Origin of the sequence: Actinoplanes sp. G11-F43, assembly GCF_050589265.1 — a bacterium.
In the GTDB taxonomy this organism is placed as follows: domain Bacteria; phylum Actinomycetota; class Actinomycetes; order Mycobacteriales; family Micromonosporaceae; genus Actinoplanes.
Window position 1 is genome coordinate 1 of record NZ_JBNZCE010000024.1, and the last position, 15,376, is coordinate 15,376.

11 protein-coding genes are annotated in these 15,376 nt (G+C 71.2%); 1 reads left to right on the top strand and 10 read right to left on the bottom strand.

Translation table 11 applies throughout. The annotated features are described in order from the left end of the window. The 10 genes from ACQ0O7_RS27125 to ACQ0O7_RS27170 all read right to left on the bottom strand — a co-directional run. Nucleotides 1-286, bottom strand: a 286-nt coding sequence (locus ACQ0O7_RS27125; RefSeq protein ID WP_430785655.1) for a hypothetical protein, incomplete at its 3' end; no start/stop codon positions are given. Between the two features lie 1,350 nt (nt 287-1,636). Next, complete coding sequence (locus tag ACQ0O7_RS27130) at nt 1,637-2,965, bottom strand: M1 family metallopeptidase (RefSeq protein ID WP_430785656.1); 1,329 nt, start codon at nt 2,963-2,965, stop codon at nt 1,637-1,639. Further along, nucleotides 2,962-6,879, bottom strand: a complete 3,918-nt coding sequence (locus tag ACQ0O7_RS27135; RefSeq protein ID WP_430785658.1) for a Pls/PosA family non-ribosomal peptide synthetase — start codon at nt 6,877-6,879, stop codon at nt 2,962-2,964. The genes ACQ0O7_RS27130 and ACQ0O7_RS27135 overlap by 4 nt, the downstream gene beginning before the upstream one ends. 242 nt (nt 6,880-7,121) lie before the next feature. Continuing rightward, nucleotides 7,122-7,934 (bottom strand): siderophore-interacting protein, encoded by an 813-nt coding sequence (locus ACQ0O7_RS27140; protein ID WP_430785660.1) that lies wholly within the window; start codon nt 7,932-7,934, stop codon nt 7,122-7,124. Beyond that, complete coding sequence (locus tag ACQ0O7_RS27145) at nt 7,931-8,953, bottom strand: FecCD family ABC transporter permease (RefSeq protein ID WP_430785662.1); 1,023 nt, start codon at nt 8,951-8,953, stop codon at nt 7,931-7,933. Before ACQ0O7_RS27145 ends, ACQ0O7_RS27140 begins: the two co-directional genes overlap by 4 nt. Continuing rightward, nucleotides 8,950-9,960 carry an iron chelate uptake ABC transporter family permease subunit gene (locus tag ACQ0O7_RS27150; protein WP_430785664.1) on the bottom strand — a complete coding sequence of 337 codons (1,011 nt, stop codon included), beginning with the start codon at nt 9,958-9,960 and terminating at the stop codon, nt 8,950-8,952. Before ACQ0O7_RS27150 ends, ACQ0O7_RS27145 begins: the two co-directional genes overlap by 4 nt. Next, the gene (locus tag ACQ0O7_RS27155) at nt 9,957-10,862 is read right to left on the bottom strand and encodes an ABC transporter substrate-binding protein (protein ID WP_430785666.1); all 906 of its coding nucleotides are present in this window, start codon (nt 10,860-10,862) and stop codon (nt 9,957-9,959) included. The genes ACQ0O7_RS27150 and ACQ0O7_RS27155 overlap by 4 nt, the downstream gene beginning before the upstream one ends. Before the next feature lie 84 nt (nt 10,863-10,946). Next, the gene (locus tag ACQ0O7_RS27160) at nt 10,947-12,299 is read right to left on the bottom strand and encodes a permease prefix domain 1-containing protein (protein WP_430785668.1); all 1,353 of its coding nucleotides are present in this window, start codon (nt 12,297-12,299) and stop codon (nt 10,947-10,949) included. Beyond that, on the bottom strand, nt 12,296-12,652 hold the full coding sequence (locus tag ACQ0O7_RS27165) for a PadR family transcriptional regulator (RefSeq protein ID WP_430785670.1): 357 nt from the start codon (nt 12,650-12,652) through the stop codon (nt 12,296-12,298). Before ACQ0O7_RS27165 ends, ACQ0O7_RS27160 begins: the two co-directional genes overlap by 4 nt. A 107-nt stretch (nt 12,653-12,759) precedes the next feature. Continuing rightward, nucleotides 12,760-14,145: a cellulase family glycosylhydrolase gene (locus ACQ0O7_RS27170; protein WP_430785672.1), complete on the bottom strand. Its 1,386-nt coding sequence runs from the start codon at nt 14,143-14,145 to the stop codon at nt 12,760-12,762. 372 nt (nt 14,146-14,517) lie between these two features. Here ACQ0O7_RS27170 and ACQ0O7_RS27175 point away from each other — a divergent pair, with 372 nt between their 5' ends. Next, the gene (locus ACQ0O7_RS27175; RefSeq protein WP_430785674.1) at nt 14,518-15,369 is read left to right on the top strand and encodes a hypothetical protein; all 852 of its coding nucleotides are present in this window, start codon (nt 14,518-14,520) and stop codon (nt 15,367-15,369) included. Nucleotides 15,370-15,376 lie beyond the last annotated feature (7 nt).

Genomic DNA, 15,376 nt, shown 5'->3' on the forward strand with positions numbered 1-15,376 from the left:
CACCCGCAACACCCGCAACACCCGCAACACCCGCAACACCCGCGCCACCCGCAACACCCGCGCCACCCGCAGCATCCTTGTCGGACATTTCCGAAATTCCGGATGCGAGACAGAGCCGCCCCTGAGTGTCCCAGCCGAAAATGTCCGGATACCGCTCCGGAAGACGGGCGAGCCGCGCCGCCGGCATGATCACCCCAGCCGCCCGCAGCAGCCCGGCCAGATCCGCGGGCGTGCGAGCCCCATCGAGAAGAAGGTCCGCGGCCGTCACCAGGTTGGGCGGCAACACTCCCGAACCCAACGCCCCGTACCTCCGTACCGCTCCCCCGAGCCGGCACCACCAACAGCACCGAACCGCAACGACGTTAGTGACGCCCCGACCCCCACGACTCCCCGAAATGATCTTTAAAATCAACCCGAGCGTCCCGCCCACCATCCGCCGAACGTCGCCACCGAACACCCGGCCGCGCCCCACCGGCCCCACCCCCGCCTCCGGCTTGAGCGCCCATTTAGAGACCCCTCAGCGGTACGCCAATCGGGCCCACAGAAATCGGGCAGCCCTCCATCGTCCCCGCGAGGTCCGCCTCCCCACCAGACCGCCCGGCGACCACCGGGCCGAATGCGGTGCTCCCGGGCTAAAAGCGGCAGAAATGGGCAGGCCGAGGCATAGAAGGGTAAACCGGTTCAGAGCGGAGTAAAACGAAGCAGGTGAGCCGAACAGGCGAGAAGCAGGTGAGCCGAAGCAGGCGAGCCGACCAGCCGGGCACCTGGCGGGCGGACAGCCGATGGGTCAGCGGTGCGGTCCGCGCCGGGCGGGTGTTCGTCGAGCTCGGGCGGTGCCGTCCAGCCCGGATGGGCTGGCCAGGGTGGACTGGCCGACCCAGGCAGCCCGTCGGCCCGGACGGGGTGGACTGGCCGGCCCAGGCAGCCCGCCGGCCCGGACGGGGTGGACTGGCCGGCCCAGGCAGCCCGCCGGCCCGGACGGGGTGGATTGGCCAGCCCGGGCAGTCTGTCAGCCCAGGCTGACTGTCGCCCAGGCGATGCCGGCCGGCCAGGGTGGGATGGTGGTCGCGGTTGGTAGCCATGGCGGCCGGTGCGGTCACGGTGTCGTCCACGCCGGTCACGGTCCGCATAGATTGCGGCCCATTCGGTAACCCTGTGTTATTTTCGGTCAGGGTTGCCGGGCGCAGAGGCCTTTCCGGGCCGATCTTGGAGGATTTACCACCGAAAAAGGTGGTAAATCCGCCAAGATCGGCCAGGGCGGAGCTGGAAGGCGGGCGCTCGCGTGGGGAATTGACCGCGCGCGGGCCGGCAGCTGAGGAGAAGGCTCAAACGGTGGTAAATCCGCCAAGATCGCGACTGAGTGGGTCGGCGACGCGCGGGGACGACCGGAAAGCGATCGGGCGATCGACAACACGACTCTCTCCGGTGGTGAATCCTCCAAGATCGGGGCGGGCGGCCCCGGGTGCGGATTGGCCGAGGCGCGGCACGGGACCGCGCGGCACGGGACCGCGCGGCACGGGACCGCGCGGCACGGGACCGCGCGGCACGGGACCGCGCGGCACGGGACCGCGCGGCATTCTCACCGATGACGGCGAATCCGCGCCGGCACGCGGATTGGCTCGACCACGGAGGCTCGCTAGCGGATGCGGGGAGGCGGGGGCAGTTCGGGGCGGTCCAGCCACGCCGTGAACAGGTCGTCCAGGGGGGCGGTGGTGAAGCGGGCCGCGTGGGTGCGGAACTGGGCCGTGGTCACCGTGCTGTGGCGATGTTCGGCGACCCAGGAGCGGAGCATGGCCAGGAACGCCTGTTCGCCGAGTTTCGCGCGCAGCGCGTGCAACGTCAGCGCGCCCCGCTTGTAGATCACCGTGTCGAACATCCGGGACACCCCGGGGTCGGCGACGGTGAACGTGGTGGGGCGGGCGGCCACCCAGGCGTGCCAGCCGGCGGCGTGGGCGTTGGTGGACGGGCCGCCGGACGCGCCGGACCACATCCATTCGGCGTACGTCGCGAAGCCCTCGTTGAGCCAGATGTGCCGCCAGTCGGCGACGGTGAGACTGTTGCCGAACCACTGGTGGGCCAACTCGTGGACGATGAGGCGTTCGTGGGTGCGCCTGCCGTCCAGGTGGTTGCGCCCGAACACGGCCATGCCCTGCGCTTCGACCGGGTCGTCCAGGTCGTCGTCGGTGACCACGACGACGTACTCGCGGAACGGGTAGGGCCCGAACAGCCGCTCCAGCACGGCCATGATCTCGCCGTGCCGGCCGAAGTCGTGGGCGAACACGCCGCGGACGCGCGGGGTGATGGCGGCCCGCTGGACGGGTCCGCTGTCGGCCAGGGACACCGTCTCGTACCGGCCGATCTGGACGCTCATCAGGTAGGGCGCGGTCGGCTCGTTGCGCTCGTACACCCAGGTGGTGGTGCCGGCGCCGCGACGGCGGGACACCAGGTCGCCGGTGACCAGGGCGGTGTACGCCGACGCGGTGGTGAGCCGGATCAGGAAGGTGGCCTTGTCGTCGGGCCGGTCGTTGCACGGGAACCAGCTGGGCGCCCCGTTGGGCTGGCTGGCGACGAGTACTCCGTCGCTGAGTTCGTCCCAGCCGATGTCCCCCCAGCGGCCGGAGACGGGGCCGGGTTTGCCCCCGTACCTAATCTCGATCTTGAAGGTTGTGCCGTAACCGACCGGGCGCTCGGGTTTGATCCGCAGCTTGCCCGGCCGGTGGTCGAATCGGGCCGGGCGGCCGTCCACTCGCACGTCGCGGACCTGGAGCCGGGCCAGGTCGAGGGTGAATCGGGACAGCGACTGGACGGCCCGCGCGGTGACGACGGCTTTGCCGGCCAGCCGGTTGGACACCACCCGGTAGTCGAGGTCCAGGTCGTAGTGCAGCACCCGGTAGCCGCCGTTGCCGGCTTCGGGCAGGTAGGGATCGGTGGAACGCTCGGCACCCGGGGTGGCCGACGGGGTCATGCCTTGCGGGGGGCCGTCACCGGCCAGGTCGCGATCGGGTTGCCCAGCCAGCGGGTGTCGGCGGGCACGGCGTCACCGCGGGTGACGAGTGAGCCGGGGCCGACGGTGGTGCGTGCGCCGATGCCGGCGCCGGGCAGCACGATGCCGTGCGGGCCGAGGGTGGCGCCCGCGCCGAGAGTGACCTCATCCATGGCCATGATCCGATCATGGAACAGGTGGGTCTGCACCACGCACCCCCGGTTGACGGTCGCACCGGCGCCGAGCCGGACCAGATCGAACTCGGGCAGCCACAGCGTCTCCAGCCAGACTCCGCGCCCGATTCCGGCTCCGAGGGTACGCAACCACAGGTTGAGCAGTGGCGTCCCGGTGGCGAGCCGGAACAGCCACGGGGTGGCGAGGACTTCGACGAATGTGTCGGCGAGTTCGTTGCGCCACACGAACGACGTCCAGAGTGCCCGTTCGGTGACCCGGAACCGGCCGACGAGCAGCCATTTCGCGGCGGTGGCCAGCAGCGCGCCGGTGATCGCGGCGGCGAACAGCACCGGCCCGGCGGCGAGGGCGGCGACGCCGAGCCCGGCGGTACGCCAGACGACGGCGATCGTGGCGAGCACCGACACGGCCAGTGTCCCGGCGAGCATCACCGGCACGACCCGGCACAGTTCGATCACGGCGCGGGCCACTTTGAGCCGTGCCGGCGGGTCGTAGGTGCGGCCGGTGTCGGCGGTCTCCACCACCCGGCGCAGCGGCATCGGCGGGGCGCCCAGCCAGGACGAGCCCTTCTTGGCCTTGTGCGGCGCCGACGACAGCACCCCGACGAGGCCCCGTTTCGGCACCGAACGGCCGGGCGCGGCCATCCCGGAGTTGCCGAGGAACGCCTGCTTGCCGATCCGGGCGGGGGCGACCCGCAGCCAGCCGTGGCTGAGTTCGTAGGTGGCGACCATGGTGTCGTCGGCGAGGAACGCGTGGTCGTCGACGGTGGTCATGGCGGGCACGGCGAGCACGGTGGAGATCTCCGCGCCGCGGCCCACCTTGGCGCCGAGCAGCCGCAGCCACACCGGTGTGAACAGGCTGGAGTAGATCGGGAACAGCGCCACCCGGGCCATCCCCATCAGGTGCTCGGTGGTCCACACCTGCCACGCGACGCGGCCCTGGACGGGGTGGAAGCCCTCGCGCAGCCCGATGCCGAGCAGCCGGACCGCGATCAACACCACGATGGCGTACGCCAGCAGGAACGCCACCGCCGCGGCCGGTACGGCGGCCGGCATCAGCCCGCTGCCGAGTCCCCAGTTCAGCAGTGCCAGCGCGGGCAGCGCCGCCACCACCGGCACCAGGGCGAGGGCTTGCGCGGTCAGCCGGTACGCGAAGACCCATGACCGATCGCTGAACCGGGACCGCTCGGGACGCTGCGACGGCCACACGGTGGCGCCCTTCTCGGCCACCGGAACCGCCGGGGATCCGGCCCACCGCTGGTTCGCCGGCACCGCGCCGGTGACGGTGGAACCGGCGGCGATCCGCGCGCCCTTGCCGACCCGGGCACCCGGCATCAGGGTGCTACGGGCCCCGACCCGGCCGCCGGCGCCGACCCGGACCGCGCCGATCCGCAGCACGTCGCCGTCCACCCAGTGCCCGGCCAGGTCCACTTCGGGTTCGATGGCCGCGCCCCGGCCGAGCCGCAGCAGGCCGGTGACCGGGGGTGGGGAGTGCAGGTCGACGTCGCGGCCGAGACGGGCGCCGAGCAGTTTCGCGTAGGTGATCATCCAGCCGGCTCCGGCCACCCCGGTCGCGCCGCTCAGTTCGGCGAACCGCTCGGCGGCCCAGAGCCGCAGGTGGACGCTGCCGCCGCGGGGGTACGTGCCGGGGCCGACGCCGCGCAGCAGCAGCCGGGCGGCGCCGGCGGCCAGGGCGATCCGGCCGGGCGGGCTGAACAGCACCACCCCGGCCGCGCCGATCCACCACCAGGAGACGTGCGGCAGCAGGCCGAGCACGATGCCGACCGCGGCCAGCACGGTCAGCCAGCGCAGACCGGCCAGCGCCAGCATCGGGATCATCAGCAGGGCCTGCACGAGACCGCGCCGGCGGGGTGCCGGCCGGACCTCGCGGCGGACGGTGTCGTCGGCGCCGAGGCCGTCGATGACCGCGGCCATCCGGGACAGGCGCGGGTTCTGGTAGATGTCGGCGACCGACACCCGGGGGTGCTCGCGGCGGATCCAGGCGACCAGCTGGGCCGCGTTGAGGCTGCCGCCGCCGCTGGTGAAGAAGTCGGCGTCGGGCTGCCCCGGCCGCACGCCCAGGATCTCCTCCCAGCCGCCGGCCAGCCATTGTTCGGACGCGGTCAGCTCGCCGGGTTCGGCCGTGCCGGTGGCAAGCGGCCACGGCAGGGCGGCCCGGTCCACCTTGCCGGAGGTGCGGGTGGGCAGCTCGTCCACCAGGGCCAGCAGCGGGACGAGCGCGGCCGGCAGCTGTTCGCGGATCCGCTCGTTGGCGGCGGCCAGGTCGAAGCCGTCACCGTGTGGCACCAGATAGCCCACCAGGAGCTGGTTGCCACCGGCGGTCCGTTTCACCGCGGCGGCCGCCCCGGCCACCCCCGGCAGCCCTTGCAGGGCGGCGTCCACCTCACCCAGCTCGATCCGGCGCCCGCCGAGTTTCACCTGCTCGTCGCCGCGCCCCAGGAACAGCAGTCCCTCCGGCTCGGCGCGCACGATGTCACCGCTGCGGTAGGCGCGCGCCCAGTCCAGGGCGGGCAGCGGCGCGAACTTCTCGGCGTCCTTCGCGGCGTCCAGGTAGCGGGCCAGGCCGACCCCGCCGATCACCAGCTCACCGGTCTCGCCCATCAGCACCGGCTCGCCGGACGCGTCGACCACGGCCAGTTCCCAGCCGGCCAGCGGCAGGCCGATCCGCACCGGGCCCACACCGGTCATCCGGGCCGCGCAGGCCACCACGGTCGCCTCGGTCGGGCCGTAGGTGTTCCACACCTCGCGGCCCTCGACGGCGAGTCGTTCGGCCAGTTCGGGCGGGCACGCCTCGCCGCCGAAGATCAGCAGCCGGACGTCCTCCAGGGCGGCGGCCGGCCACAGCGCGGCCAGGGTCGGCACGGTGGAGACGACGGTGATGCGCTGGGCGGCCAGCCACGGGCCCAGGTCGACACCGCTGCGCACCAGCGAGCGGGCGGCCGGGACCAGGCAGGCGCCGTGCCGCCAGGCCAGCCACATCTCCTCGCAGGAGGCGTCGAAGGCGACCGACAGCCCGGCCAGCACCCGGTCGCCGGGCCCGAGTGGTTCGGTGTCGCCGCCGGCGAGGAAGAGCCGCGCCTCGGCGTCGACGAACGCGGCGGCGGCGCCGTGCGGGACGGCGACCCCCTTCGGGGTGCCGGTGGACCCGGAGGTGAAGATGATCCAGGCGTCGTCCGAAGGTCCCGGCCGGCCCGGTTCTCCCTCCTGGGTACGCCGTAGCGAACCGTCCTGGGTAGGCCGTAGCGAACCGTCCTGGGTACGCCGTAGCGAAACGGTCAGGCCGTCGCCCAGCACCGCGCACACGCCCGCCTCGGTGAAGACCAGCTCGGCCCGCTCGTCCGGGTCGTCGGCGTCCACCGGGACGTAGGCCGCGCCGGCCGCCAGCACGCCGAGGATCGCCAGGTAGAGCTCGGCGGTGCCGGAGGAGATGCGGACGCCGACCCGGTCACCGGGCCCGATGCCGTGCCCGGCCAGGGTGGCGCGCAGCGTGTCGACCTCGGCGGCGAACTGCCGGTAGGTGAGCGTGCCCGCCCCGGTGTCGATCGCGGGTGCCTCGCCGTGGGCCTCGACGGTCGCCTCGAAGACGTCCAGTAGCGTGCGGCGGACCGGCGCCGAGGGTGAGCGGAACACCGCCGGTGTCACACCGGGAAGCTCGATCAGTCGCAGGTCTGTCGTGACGGTCACCGAATATCGCTCCATCTCCGAGGGCAGCAATCGAAACTACGCACCGAAGATGGCCGGGACGGCCTAAACGCCGTAGACGTGTCGACGAACACACCGTCGATGGACCGCACACCCGAGGTGACGACCGGCGGTCGGCCAGGGTCGGGTCACCCGATCGGCGGGTGACCCGTGTGCCGCGGAGCGGCTCGATTCGAGCCGCTCCGCGGCACACGGGGTTCGGTGACCACCGCGTCCGGCCGGGCCTAACCGACCAGGGCGCCACCCAGCTTCCAGTAGCCGAGGAAGGCGATCCGGTCCTTGGGGACGCCGCGGTCGCGGGTCAGGTGCTGGCGGATGCGGGTGACCGATCCCGACTCGCCGGCGATCCAGACGTAGCCGCCGTCGGCGAGCGGACAGTCGCGGACCAGCTGTTCCAGGGCCTGCCCGTGCACCGCGCCGCGGGCCGCCACCCGGACCGTGACGCCGTCCCGGACCAGGCCGGTGAGCAGGTCGTCGGCCGGGTCGCCGGTCTCGGCGAGCACGTGCGCGCGGACGCCGGGCCGGAGGGTGGTGACGATGTTGCGGATCGCCGGGAAGGCCGTCTCGTCGCCGGCGATCAGCACGTCGCGGGCGTCGCCGGGCGCCCAGCAGATGCCGTACCCGGTCCAGCCGGCCCGGATGTCCGGGCCGGTGATGACGATCCGGTCGCCGGGGCGGGCGGTCAGGGCCCAGGCGGAGGCGGGCCCGGCCGGTTCGTGGATGACGAAGTCGACGTCGATCTCGCCGTCCCGGATGGCCGCGGGCGTGTAGGTGCGCAGCACGTTGCGCTGGTCCGGCGGCAGGGCGCGCCAGCGGGCGTACCAGTGCGAGGGGTGTGGGGTGGGCTGGTCGAGCAGGCCGAACTCGGCGAGCCCGCCGTCCGGCATCGGCAGCACCACTTTGATCCGCTGGTCCACGCCCCAAGGTGCGAAGTGTTCCAGGGCCGGGCCGGCCAGGGTGATCCGGACGAAGCCGGGGCTGAGCCGGCGCGTGGCGGTGACGCGTACCGGAAAGGCGCTGTATTCCCATGGTCTCATCGGCGGATCTCCTGGACGATCATGGTGATCAGGTAGAGGCCGCCCACCGACACGGTGACCACGCCGACCGGCAGGGTGACCGGCAGCACGTGCTGCGCGATCAGGTCCGAGGCCAGCAACAGGACCGCGCCGACCAGGGCGGACAGGGCGAGCGAGAGGTACGGGGTGCGGGCCAGCCGCCGGGCGATCTGCGGCGCGGCGAGGGCGATGAACGCGACCGGCCCGGCGATCGCGGTGCCGATCGAGACGAGGGCGACACCCACGATCAGCACCGTGCGGCGTACGGCGTCCGGCCGGGTGCCCAGCGCGGTGGCCGCGTCGTCACCGAGGTCGAGTTGCCGCAGCCGTGGGGTGAGGAACGCCAGCAGTGCCAGCAGCGGGATCGCGCACAGTGCCGCGCCCCGGACCGCGGTGGCGCCGACGCCGTTGAGGGTGCCGGCGCCCCACGCCGAGGCGAACATCGCGGTCTCCAGTTCGACCTGCAGCAGCAGCCAGGTGTTGACCGAGGACAGCAGCGCGGACACCCCGATGCCGACGATGATCAGCCGGAGTCCGGTGACCCCGTCGCGGCTGGCCAGCACCCAGATGGAGAGTGCCGCGACGGTGCCGCCGAGGACCGCGCCGAGGGTGGTGGCCGCCCAGCTTCCGGCCCCGAGGACGACGGCGATCAGCATGCCGGTGAACGCGCCGTTGCCGAGTCCGAGCACGTCCGGGCTGGCCAGGGGATTGCGGGTGACCGTCTGGAAGAGGGCTCCGGCGACACCGAGGACGGCCCCGATCAACACCGCCGCCTGGGTACGGGGTAACCGCCACTGCAGAACCACGGTGCGGTCGAGGCCCTCGGCGTGACCGAGCAGGGCCCGTACCACCTGGTCGGGGGTGAGGGTGTAGGTCCCGAGGCCCAGCGAGAGCACCGACAGCCCGGCGATCAGGGTGGTCAGCGCCACCGCCACGAACAGGGCGCGGCGCCGGACAAGCAGGCTGAGCCCTCCGGCGCGCAGCAGCAGATGTCCTCTCACAGTCCGGCCGCCTTCCGCCGCCGGGCCAGCAGGATCAGCACCGGGGCGCCGACGAACGCGGTGACGATGCCGACCGGCATCTCGGCCGGGGCGATCAGCACCCGCCCGATCACGTCGGCGAGCAGCACCACGATCGGTGCGAGCAGCATCGAGACTCCCAGGATCACCCGCTGGTCGACGCCGAAGAGCCATCGGGCGGCGTGCGGGACCATCAGGCCGACGAAGGAGATCGGGCCGGCGAGGGCGGTGGCCGTACCGCAGAGCAGGGTGACCGCGGCGATCACCGCGACCCGGATGGCGGCCACGTCGGCGCCCTGGGCGCGGGCCACGTCGTCGCCGAGGGCGAGGGCGTTCAGGCCGGGTGCGACGGCGACCGCGATGCCGATTCCGGCGAGCAGGAACGGCAGGACCGGCAGGAGTACGCCGAAGTCCCGGCCGAGCAGTGATCCGGCGTTCCAGCCGCGCATGCTGTCGAAGGCGTCCGGGTTGCTCAGGGTGAGCCCGGTGGTGATGCCGGACAGCACGGCGCCGATGGCGACTCCGGCGAGGGTGAGCCGGATCGGGTCGGCGGCGCCGCGCCCGGACGAGCCGATCACGTAGACGGCCAGGGTGACCACGAGCGCGCCGAGGAACGCCGGCCAGACGAACGCGGTGATGTCGCGCAGGCCCAGGAACGCCACACCGGCCGCGACGGCGAAGGCGGCGCCCGCGTTGACGCCGAGGATGCCCGGGTCGGCGAGCGGGTTGCGGGTGAAGGCCTGGATCAGCGCGCCGGCGATGCCCAGGGCGACTCCGGCGGCGATCCCGGTGACGGTCCGTGGGACGCGCAGCCCGACGACGTACTGGGATTCCGCGTCGCCGCCGCCGCGCAGGGTGTCGAACACGACCGCCGGGGAGAGCGGGTTCGCGCCGACCGCGAGGGACAGCACCAGCACGACCGCGAGGGTGACGAGGATGGCGGCGGCGCCGGTGGCGTACCTCCGGCGCCGCCCGCTGGCGACCGTCACTTGGCCGCGTCGAGAAACTTCTCGATGTCGTCGAGCACGATCTGCGCACCCTTGGGGCCGACGCCGGACACCCAGACGGCGGTGTCGACGAGGGTCACCGACGGGAACTCGGCCTGGTTGTCGCGGATCGCGGCCGGGATGGTCGACGTGTCGGTGACGTCGGCGGTGGTGACGAAGACGTGGTTGGCCTTGGCCTTGCCGATGTTCTCCGGCGACAGGTCGGCCTGCAGACCGTCCTCCCAGGTCTGCTCGGGGATGGTGAAGCCGGTGCACTGCAGGGTGCTGCCGGCGAACGACACCGGCCCGTACAGGCTGAGGGTGGTCTCGTCGCGGGGCCGGATCAGGTTGGCGGTCTTGCCGTCCAGCTCGTGCTCGGCCTTGATCGCGGCGCAGCGCTCGTTGTAGCCGTCGAGCAGCGTCTTGACCTGGTCGGCCTTGTTCAGCGCGGTGCCGATCAGCATCGCGTTGTCCTGCCACGGGTCGGCCTGGGTGGCGATGTAGACGGTGGGCGCGACCGAGGCGAGCTGGTCGTAGAGCTTGGCGTGCCGGGATTCGGTGCCGAGGATCAGGTCGGGCTTGAGCGCGGCGATGGCCTCCAGGTCCGGTTCGGGCACGGTGCCGACCGGGGTGATGCCGTCGGCGCCGAGGTATTTCGGCACTCCGGCGACGTTGCTGGCGACGGCGGCGCCGACCGGGGTGATCCCGACCGCGACGGCGGTGTCCAGTTCCAGGGGTTCGAGCACGACGACCCGCTGCGGGGCGTCCGGGACCTGGGTGGTGCCGCGGGCGTGCTCGACGGCGCGGGTGCCGGCGCCGGCGGTGGCCGTGTCGCTCTCGGCCGTGGAGCAGCTGGTGAGGACGACGGCGGCGGCGACCAGGGCGGGCAGAACTGTGAAGCGCATTAACTGAACCTTCCGCAAAGCAAAGAAGAGTGCCCAGAGGATCCTGGGCACTCTCGATTGAGGCTAGCCTTACCTAACCACAGCTCATCGGAAGCCGAACACCGGGGGCAGCACCAGCACCACGGCCCAGCACCACACCGCGTAGACCGGCAGGTAGGAGGTCTGCCAGCGCTCGATCGCGGCGAACCCGGCCCGGTGCCGGACGAAGCCCAGCAGCAGCCACGCCGACCAGGCCAGGTTGACCAGCAGCACGATGTTCATCCCGATCGCGGTCACGTTGTTCGGGGTGGTGCCGTACTCGGCGATCCGCCCGGCCATCGTCCAGAGCACCAGCGCGTCGATCAGCAGGGCGCTCACCACCAGCGCGAGCTGCATCACGTCGAACGGCCCGCGCGGGGCCAGCGGGTCGCGGGCCGACAGCGAGTACAGCAGCAGGCCCAGCACCACCGCGAGCAGCAGGTCGAACATGACGAGCGTCTCCCGGTCGATCACCATCCCACGGCCGTTCCAGCCGACCACGGCCAGGAAGGCCACCAGCACCACGGTGAACAGCGGGGTGAACAGCCGGGTGAGCACCGGCGCGATGTTCTCGATCACGCCCTGCTTGACCTCGACCAGCCAGCCGGCCACCACCGCGGCGGCCACCGCGCCGCAGGGCATCACGAACTCCTCGACGACCGCGTCGGCGCCGATCCCGATGGCGTCGAAGATCCCGAACAGGAAGACGATGAGAACACCACCGCCGAGACCGATCAGCACCATGTAGATGAACCACTCGCCGGTGAACCGGATGAAGTCCATCCGCCGGCGCGACGACCGCAGATCGTCGGAGACGTAGGCCAGGCCCACCACCAGCCACAGCGCGATCGGCAGGTGGGTCATCACGACGCCGTACGACTGGGAGTCGCCGTCCAGGGAGAAGGCGCTGGCGGCCACCGCGCCGAGCGCGAACAGCGCCACCAGCAGCCCGGGCACCCAGGTGGCCGGCCGGCGGCGCCAGACCAGGAACCCGGCCAGCCAGGGCAGCGCGAACAGGGTCGCGTTGGTGCCGTAGAACTCGCTGCCCGCCCCGAACATGTCCGGGACCTTGATCGAGATCGCCGCGCCGAACGCGCAGACCAGCATGGCGATCAGATCGTTGTTCCGCTTGCCCGGCGCACCCGGCGAGCCGGTGAACATCAGCTGCTTCCACAGCCGCTCGGAGTGCTCGCGGGCGAACTCGCGGGACAGGTCGTCCAGCCCGCCCATCCGCTTGACCGCGATGAGGAACGCCTCGTCCCGGGCCAGCCCGAGGGTGACCAGCTCGTCGACCGAGTCCCGGAGGTGGTCCTCCAGCTCGTCGGCGTCGGACTCCACCAGCTCCGGGCGGCGGCGGACGTACTCCCGCCACTGCGCGAACTGGGCCTCCAGTTCGTCCTTGCCGTCGGTGACGGTCACGCGGTGCCCTCCATGGGGGTGAGAAGGGGCCTCATCCAGACCTGCTGGAGCGTGTCGACGACGGTCTGCCACTGTCGTCGCTGCTCGGCCAGCTCGGCCAGGCCCTGCTTGGTGATCCGGTAGTACTTGCGGCGGCGCTCCCCCGGCGCGACGTGCCAGTACGCCTCGACGTGCCCGAGACGCTCCAGCCGGTGCAGCAGGGGGTAGAGGAAGCCCTCGGTCCAGTCCAGCTCGCCGCCGGACAGGTCGTTGATGCGGCGCAGGATGGCGTAGCCGTAGCTCTCGCCCTCGGCGAGGATGCCGAGCACGATCGGTGTCGCCGAGGCGGCCACCAGGTCCTTGGTCACACGCACGGGCGCCTCCGTTGATACCTAGAAGTACAAGGCATAGTAGTTCTAGGCATCAAGACGGCGAAACGCCGCCCCGGAATGCTCCGGGACGGCGTTTCGGTGCAGGACCGTCAGAAGTCGTCGGCGGTGCGGATCCGGTCCCGGATCCACGAGCCGGCCGGCTTCAGGCGGGCCGTGCCGGAGTACGCCCCGGCCGCGCAGGTGCCCTCGGTGAAGACCGCGCCCGAGCGCATGTCGTCGGAGTAGTTCCAGTTCACCCAGCTGACCTTGTGCTGGGCCATCAGATCCAGGTACTGCTGGGCCCGGCTGAAGTTGTTCGGCCCGTCCCCGGTCGCCTCCTGAGTGCCGAACTCGGTCACGAACATCGGCAGCTTCGCGATCGCGTCCCGGAACGTGTTCAGGTAGTAGTCGTCGTGCGAGGCCGCGTAGAAGTGGAAGGTGTACATGATGTTCGTGGCGTTCACCGGGCTGGCCAGGATCCGCGACACACCCTGCCCGTCCCCGGAGGCGCCCAGCGACGACCAGTCCTCGGTCCCGACCAGCACCACACCGTCCGGGTCCTGCGCCCGGATCACCGGGATCAGCTGATCGGCGTACGACTTGATCGCGCTCCAGTGCACACCACTCGGCTCGTTCGCGATCTCGTACAGGATGTTCGTCTTGTCCTTGTGCCGGGACGCGATCTGCTGGAAGAAGGTCTTGGCCCGCGCCAGGTTGAAGTTCGGATCACCGGGCGAGAGCATGTGCCAGTCCACGATCGCGTACATGCCCCGCGCGGTGGCCTTCTCGATGTAGTCGTTGACCTTCGCGGTGAACCCGGCCGGGTCGGTCTCGTAACCACCCTCCTGGATGTACATCGAGAGCCGCACCACGTCCGCGTTCCACTCGTTCGCCAGAACGTTCAGTGAGGCGTCGTTGACGCAGCTGGAGTACCACTGGAGGCCGTGGGTGCTCATGCCGCGCAGCTGGATCGCCTTGCCCCGGGAGTTGCAGAGCTGCTTCCCGCACACCCGGAGCTGACCGTTCCTGGCCACCGGGGTGGTGCCCGTGGGCGGGGTGGTGGTCGGTGGGGTGGTGGTCGGCGGGGTGGTCGGGGTGGTGGTTCCGGTGCAGGACACACCGTTCAGCTTGCACCCGGTGGGAGCGCCCGCCCCGGTGCCGATGAAGCCGAACTTCGCGGTCGCGCCGGGCGCCACGCTGGCGTTCCAGGACCGGCCGGTGAACGTGTGATGCTGCCCGGAACTGGTCAGCAGCGCGTCCCAGTAGGACCCCATCGTGGTGCCGGACGGCAGATCGAACTCGACCCGCCAGGTGAGGGCGGACGTGCCGCCGTTGGTGATCGTGTACTCCCCCTGCCAGCCGGACCCCCAGTCGGACACCTTGGCGAAGGTGGCCGTGGTGGCGGCGGCACTGGCGGGGCTGACGGCGTGCAACGTGAGGCCGGCGGCGACGACCGCCGCGACCATGGACAGAACGAGGGAACGGGTGCGGCGCATCGAACTCCTCCGCTGGGGATAGACGGAGGTAAAATTATTAAGGGTGTTAACAGTGCTTGTCCAGCGTCCCGCGAACCCAGCGGCCAGGACACGGCGATACGACCGGTCGATGTCATGCTCAGACTCGCCTCAGCGACCAGGCCCCGATACCAGCCTGATCTCTACGACGTCCACGCCCACTGGGGACTTCTGCGATATCTCGGGTTCTTCGACGCGGGCAAGCGTGGCCGCTTGGTGCTCTCACCGGCGGGACGACGTGTCGCGGGAAACCAGCGACGGGTCACATCCGAGGAACTCGGCGTCGGGTTCGCCGTCCTTCTCGCTGAGGACTGGGTCCGTCACCACCGGCCCCGGACCAGCACGGTTCGTACCGTGGATATCGACATCGCCCTGACAAGCGGATTGATCTCCGCCGGAGGCCTCGGACATCTGGTGCAGCAGACCGGCGTGAACCGGCCCGACTATCTCGTCATCTCCGAGTCATCACGGGCCCCCAACCGATTCAGCATCGACTTGCTGGAATGCAAGGGCACCAAGACGAAACCATATGCCTATCGGCAACTGGCACACGCGGCGCAACAGCTGGGCAGCGTGACAGTGGATGGCCGGATCCCGGATGGCCTGGCCGTGAGCACGGTTCTCTCCCAGACCTCGGTCAGCTATCTCGCCGTACAACACCGGAACGATGGCTCCGGGCCCGAACCGGCGACAGAGTCCTTGCCGGAACTGATCACCGAACCCGTTACCGTCGACATCTACGAGGCGGACATCTCGGAGTCGAACGACGTCGACCTCGATCAGCAGCCCGATTCCGTCGATCCCACGCTGTTGACCACTACCGCACTACGCGGCTCGTGGGCCGCTCTCGCCGATTTTGCCGGCAATGACGTGGCGTTCCAGCGCTGGGCCCCCCGCGTGATGCAGGCCAGGCTCGGACGCACGGCTGCCAGTCGGCCGGAACGGATCACCGAAACCATCGACAACGACCTCACCGTTGTCGGGGTACCGAACACCATCTCCCTTCCTGGCGGCCTGCTGCAGGTCATCCTCGGCGTGGAGGCCGGTGTCGACGAGGCTCTCAACAGTGGCAGTGCGGGGGCGGTGCTCGAAGCCCAGAGGAACCTTCGCCGGCGCGAACTCCGATTTCGCCGGACTGACGCCAGGACCGGATCGGTGATCAGCATGACGGACGAGGGATCCTCACTCGTCCTGATCCCTCGGTGACCGCCGC

Excerpts from the sequence above, each read along its gene's own strand:
- ACQ0O7_RS27130 (WP_430785656.1), bottom strand. The coding sequence starts at position 2,965 with ATGACCCCGTCGGCCACCCCGGGTGCCGAGCGTTCCACCGATCCCTAC.
- ACQ0O7_RS27140 (WP_430785660.1), bottom strand. The coding sequence starts at position 7,934 with ATGAGACCATGGGAATACAGCGCCTTTCCGGTACGCGTCACCGCCACG.
- ACQ0O7_RS27155 (WP_430785666.1), bottom strand. The coding sequence starts at position 10,862 with ATGCGCTTCACAGTTCTGCCCGCCCTGGTCGCCGCCGCCGTCGTCCTC.
- ACQ0O7_RS27170 (WP_430785672.1), bottom strand. The coding sequence starts at position 14,145 with ATGCGCCGCACCCGTTCCCTCGTTCTGTCCATGGTCGCGGCGGTCGTC.